The organism is Methyloceanibacter marginalis (genome assembly GCF_001723295.1).
Classification (GTDB): Bacteria; Pseudomonadota; Alphaproteobacteria; order Rhizobiales; family Methyloligellaceae; genus Methyloceanibacter; species Methyloceanibacter marginalis.
In genome coordinates this window covers 1-4,795 of sequence record NZ_LPWD01000075.1, presented here as the reverse complement: position 1 = coordinate 4,795, position 4,795 = coordinate 1, and the positions used below count along the sequence as shown (strand labels likewise).

6 protein-coding genes are annotated in these 4,795 nt (G+C 64.0%); all 6 read right to left on the bottom strand.

The features are described from left to right. Positions 1–24: 24 nt before the first annotated feature. The gene (locus AUC71_RS03585; RefSeq protein WP_069623168.1) at positions 25–417 is read right to left on the bottom strand and encodes an ion transporter; all 393 of its coding nucleotides are present in this window, start codon (positions 415–417) and stop codon (positions 25–27) included. Between the two features lie 130 nt (positions 418–547). Next, positions 548–895 (bottom strand): LssY C-terminal domain-containing protein, encoded by a 348-nt coding sequence (locus tag AUC71_RS22155; protein WP_342021789.1) that lies wholly within the window; start codon positions 893–895, stop codon positions 548–550. Further along, the gene (locus tag AUC71_RS22150) at positions 822–1,031 is read right to left on the bottom strand and encodes an LssY C-terminal domain-containing protein (protein WP_342021788.1); all 210 of its coding nucleotides are present in this window, start codon (positions 1,029–1,031) and stop codon (positions 822–824) included. Before AUC71_RS22150 ends, AUC71_RS22155 begins: the two co-directional genes overlap by 74 nt. A 20-nt stretch (positions 1,032–1,051) precedes the next feature. Continuing rightward, positions 1,052–1,381, bottom strand: coding sequence for a hypothetical protein (locus tag AUC71_RS22145; RefSeq protein WP_342021787.1), 330 nt, complete (start codon positions 1,379–1,381; stop codon positions 1,052–1,054). 73 nt (positions 1,382–1,454) lie between these two features. Next, positions 1,455–3,731, bottom strand: coding sequence for a GNAT family N-acetyltransferase (locus AUC71_RS03575; RefSeq protein ID WP_069623167.1), 2,277 nt, complete (start codon positions 3,729–3,731; stop codon positions 1,455–1,457). A 1-nt stretch (position 3,732) separates the two neighbouring features. After that, on the bottom strand, positions 3,733–4,795 hold a 1,063-nt coding region (locus AUC71_RS03570; protein ID WP_204376620.1), incomplete at its 5' end, for a D-alanine--D-alanine ligase family protein.

Here is a 4,795-nt window from a genome sequence, read left to right as displayed (position 1 = left end):
CGGGGGAGCTGCGTGGAAGGACGGTCATTCAGCAGGACGCGCGCACTCCGGGATGATCGAGACTAGCCGCAGCACGCGGAAGATGCGCAGAAGCCGGCCCAAGAGCGCCATCTCGCTCTGGTCGATCGGAATCAGGCTCGCCGTGACGATCAAAAAGTCGAAGACGTTCCAGCCATTGCTGAAGAAGCGCCGCAGGCTGTGCTCCGCCGCGATGCGCACGAGGATCTCGACGAGAAAGAACACGGTGACCGCGTAGTCGAGCATGAGCAGCGCGCTGGTCAGGCGTGGCCCCAATGGGTAAGTACCCATCCCGACCTTCAGGGCCGAAATTATGATCACGGCGATGACGAAGGTCTCGAAGAACTTGTTGCTTCGAATGTCGATGAAGGTTTGCTTTAAGTTGGAAACTCGGCTCATGGGATTTTTGTCGCGTTCTTCCTGTTGCAGTCCTAGTGATCACCTATGGCGGGAGCCAGGCGGTCGGGATGGTAGCGAGAATTGTGGTTGAAAGCCGTATGGCATGGGGCCGCTGGGCAGTTCCAGATGCTTACGGGGCCTGCGTCTTCTCACGGTCTTCTGACAAATCTGCGACGGCGACCGCCCCGTCGGTCACGTAGTGATTTACCGAGCCAGCGCCGAGGCGGTCTCCCGCCTCATACATGTCCACGACGCCGATGACGCCGCTGTCCTTAAGTGCGGTCATGACGTAGTTCCGCTCGGCATTGGTGTCCGAATCCGTGGCGTGGGTCATTTGGAAGGTGAGCCGCGTCAGCGATAGCCCGGTATCCTTTGTGCCGGCGCCGACCCAGAGCGCACGCGCATTATCTTCCGGCCGGTCCGCGTTGAGCCAGAAGTGATCGTCGACCTTTTCGGTGTCGGCGAGGGCTTCGCCCAGAATCGTACGTGATGCCGCTTGCGCGGCTGTCGCCGATGGCTTTTTGAAAGCCGATATCCTGGCCTCGCCCGAACAGAAAGAGCGTGGAAAACGGTGCTGTCGGATAAGGCTGGTTCAAGACGAACGTCTTCGCCATGCGCCAGGCGCTCGAAAGGCTCAAAGGGTCGGCTTCCTGCCAACCCGCCTTGGCGAAGCCTCGCGAAGCGCGTCCAATGTGCCGATCAGGGCGAGATTGACGGGATCGCCCGGCAGTCCGTCGCCGGTGATGGTGTAGCGGGGCACGTGCCGGTGCTGAAGCACCTTGAGCCCCATGCGCACTGTGTAGGGAAGGATCACATAGGCCGCGAGAGCGTAAGTCACGCTGAGCGCAAGGATAGACGGCAGCTCGTGATCGACCCAGTCGAAGACGTCGACGATCAGCCAAACGCTGAGCACGCCAAGCCCGAAGATTGCCAGGCGCTGGAGGGTGCGGATCAGGAATCTCACGGGCGCAATCGATCAGGTGTTGGCTGTGCGGTCTAGTCGAATTGGCGATCTCGGCAGGAGTTCGAGCCACCAATTACACTGAAGGCCCTCCTGGCGAAATCACCTTCACGTAGATGACCTTGCCGTCGCCAGGGCCGTAGAAATCCGGCAAGCGCGCCTGCTCGGTGAAGCCCATACGCTGATAGAAGCCGCGCGTCGGCGCGTAGCGGTCCGAGGACGAGGTGTCGGCATAGATCTGCTTGGCGCCGGCCCGGCGCATGGCCGTTTCCGCCCGCGCGTAGACCTGTGCGCCGAGCCCCTTGCCCTGCTCTTCCGGCGCGGCCGCGATCCAGTAGAGATCGAACGACCCGTCCGTGCCGTCAATCGGCCCGTAGCAGGCATAAGCCACAAGCAACGGGCCACGCTCGGCCAGCACGAAGTGATAACCGGAACGGATGCCCTTAGTGAGCCGCTCAGTTACGAGTTCGCCGGCGATGTCGACCTCGGCGGCGCTGAAGAAGCCGGTGCTGGTGACCAGGGAACGCACGCGCCCCACGTCGTGAGCCATCACGGCGCTGCGCCATTCGAGCGCCTCGCGCGGGCGTTTGGCGGCAAGATCCGGGGGCGCGGCGTCGCGTGCGGCGGAATGGCCTGCGGCAAGCCCAACGAAGAAGTTCCGCGTGTTGGTGCCGAGCGTACGGACGCGGTAACCGCCCTCCTGCACCACCAGCGTCGGATAGTTCTGCTCGCCGATCATGCGGCCAAGAAGCTGGAAATCCTTCGCGCCGTTGGACAAGTTCCCCGTTGGATCGCCGCGCGCGGTATCGAGACCGAGCGAGACCACCAGAAAGGCCGGGCCGAAGCGCTTCACCCGGCGCAAAGCTTCCGCCACGGCGTTGCGATGCTGCTCCGGCGTGATGTGCTCCGGCAGTGGGATGTTGAAATTGTACCCGGCGCCTGGGCCGATCCCCGTCTCGTCCCGGAAACCGGCGAAATAGGGATAGGCGAAGCTCGGATGGCCGTGCACCGAAACGGTGAGCACGTCCGCGCGGTCGTAGAAGATTTCCTGCTGGCCGTTGCCGTGGTGATAGTCGATGTCGAGGATGGCGACCTTGCCGTAACGCGCCAAAAGATTCGCCGCGACAGCCGCATTATTGAAATAGCAGAAGCCGCCGAAGGCATGGGTCTCGGCGTGATGGCCCGGCGGCCGCACCAGCGCATAGGCAAGTCCAGCCCCTTCCAAGATCTTCTCGGCGGCGGTCAGCGAGCAATCTACGGCCGAGCGGGCGGCGAGATAGGCGCTCTCGTTCAGCGGCGTGAAGGTGTCGATGCAGTAATAGCCGGCGAGCACCGTCTCGTCTTTCGGGGGCCGCGCCGCATTCCGCACCGGAAACACGTAAGGATAGATCGACTTCTTGGACCCGGCGATGAGGCACGCCTTGCGGATATAGTCGACAAGCCGCCCGTCATGTACGGCGCGGATATGCCGGTCGGAGAAGCGCTTGGTCGGCAGGCGCTCAAAGAGACCCGACGGTTCGAGCTCGGCCATGATCGAGCGGATGCGCACCGGCGCCTCCACGTAGCCGCGGTCTTGCACATGGTGGAGCGTGTGCGCGTCGTTGAGCACGAGCGCAATGCGCGGCGCGCCGGGCTGCCGCACCTCACCCTTCGGCGCGCGCCGTGACTTGACGTAGCGCGGCGCGCGCAGGACCACCGGATCGTCCTTGAACGAGTCGACAACTTTCTGCACGTAGCTTGCAGGCAATTCGCCGTATTTCCGCTCGAGGATGGCGCGGACCACCTTCCTCGCTTTGTCGCGGCTCGGCAGGTCGTTCGAACCGAGCCGGTCGAGCACGAGGTAAGGCGGGTCGGTGGAGCCCGCCGTCACCGGCGTTTCATAGGCGGTGTTGACGATCGGCAAGGCGCCGTAGCGTTCGTAGAATTTGAGCCGGTTCGCGTTGTCCGCCCTGATCTCCGGATTGGGACTGAGCGCCGGATCGTCAGGCAGGCACTCGAAGTAGAGCTGCGTGCCGAGCGCGCGCGCCTCTTCGCGGACCCGCTCGTAGAGCGCGGCCCCGATGCCGCCGCCCATGCGGCCCTTGGCGGTGGAGATGATCTCCAAATACGAGAAGCCTATATCCGGGAAATAGAGCAGCAGCGCCACGCCGAGTGTTTGGTCGCGGCCGTTCTCCGCCACGAACAGGCGCGAGACGAAGCGGTGCTTGAGCGGATTCGACAACTGGTCGGGCAGCTTGGCGATGTCCGCCTCCGGCATCCCGGAGAACTGCTCGCGCATGATCTTCTGTGCCGCCTCGATGGCCGAACGGTTCGCCGCGGCGGTTGCGTCGGCGACTTTGCGGATACGGAGCATCTCAGTTGCGGTCTGCGTTAGACGGTGACGGACAGCGCTCCACGCGAGCCTCCACGATCCGGCCGATCATGTCTTCATAGGCGAGGCCGCTCTCGCTCGCGGCGGCGGCAAAGCCAGCATCGGGACTGAGGCAAGGGTTGACGTTGACCTCGAGAATATAGGGCCTGCCTTCGGCGTCGACGCGAAAGTCGATTCGGGCATAGGAACTGAGCCCGAACAAGATCCAGGAGGCCTGTGCCAGGAGCGTCAGCCTGCCCGCCAAGGCGGGTGCGGTTTCCTCCAGGCCGAAGCGGCGCGGCGTCCCGGCATAGACGTCGCTGTCCGGCGCCCACTTGGCATCGTAGTCGACGATCCGCGGGCGTCCGTCCTTCCAGTCCTCAAAGGTGATCTCGGCGATGGGAAGCACGTCGACGCCCTGGGCACCGCCCAGCATCGCGACGTTGAACTCGCGGCCATCGATGAAGCTTTCCGCAAAATGCTCCGTCGTCCAACGCTCATTGCGCTCGGCAATCACTTGCGGTGCTTTGGTGCCGGGAACGACGGAGGACTCTTCCAAGCCCAAGGAGCCGTGCTCCCAGACCGGCTTGACGATGACGCGCGGCTGCTGGGCCATCCCGGTCCCGTCTTCAGACCAGTCGGGGGTCGGCAAGCCGGTCTCGGCAAGCCTCAGCTTGGTTTCGATCTTCGACAGCGTGTCGCGCCAAGCGTTGGTTTGGCAGCCCGTATAGGGAATACCCAGGGCGTCGAGGCGCTCCGGCACCATGGGGGCGAGCTTGCCGTCGCCGTCGACCGCATCAACGAGGTTGAACACGAGGAGGGGACGGGACGCCGACAATGCTTCGACTTCGGAAAGATCGGAAGCAAGCCCGATGATCTCGGTGTTGTAGCCGAGGTGCTTGAGCGCCGCCGCGACGGCGTCTGCCGCCACCAGAGTATCGATCTCATCGGGACGGCTCGTGGTCGCCGCGTGCAGGACGGGGATGAACCCTGGTGTCCCGGGTGCCATCACGCGGTGCGCCGCAAGCGCTCCCTGTCCGGGCGGCTGAGCCCATAGCGCGCCAGAC

Excerpts from the sequence above, each read along its gene's own strand:
- AUC71_RS03585 (WP_069623168.1), bottom strand. The coding sequence starts at position 417 with ATGAGCCGAGTTTCCAACTTAAAGCAAACCTTCATCGACATTCGAAGC.
- AUC71_RS22150 (WP_342021788.1), bottom strand. The coding sequence starts at position 1,031 with ATGGCGAAGACGTTCGTCTTGAACCAGCCTTATCCGACAGCACCGTTT.
- AUC71_RS03575 (WP_069623167.1), bottom strand. The coding sequence starts at position 3,731 with ATGCTCCGTATCCGCAAAGTCGCCGACGCAACCGCCGCGGCGAACCGT.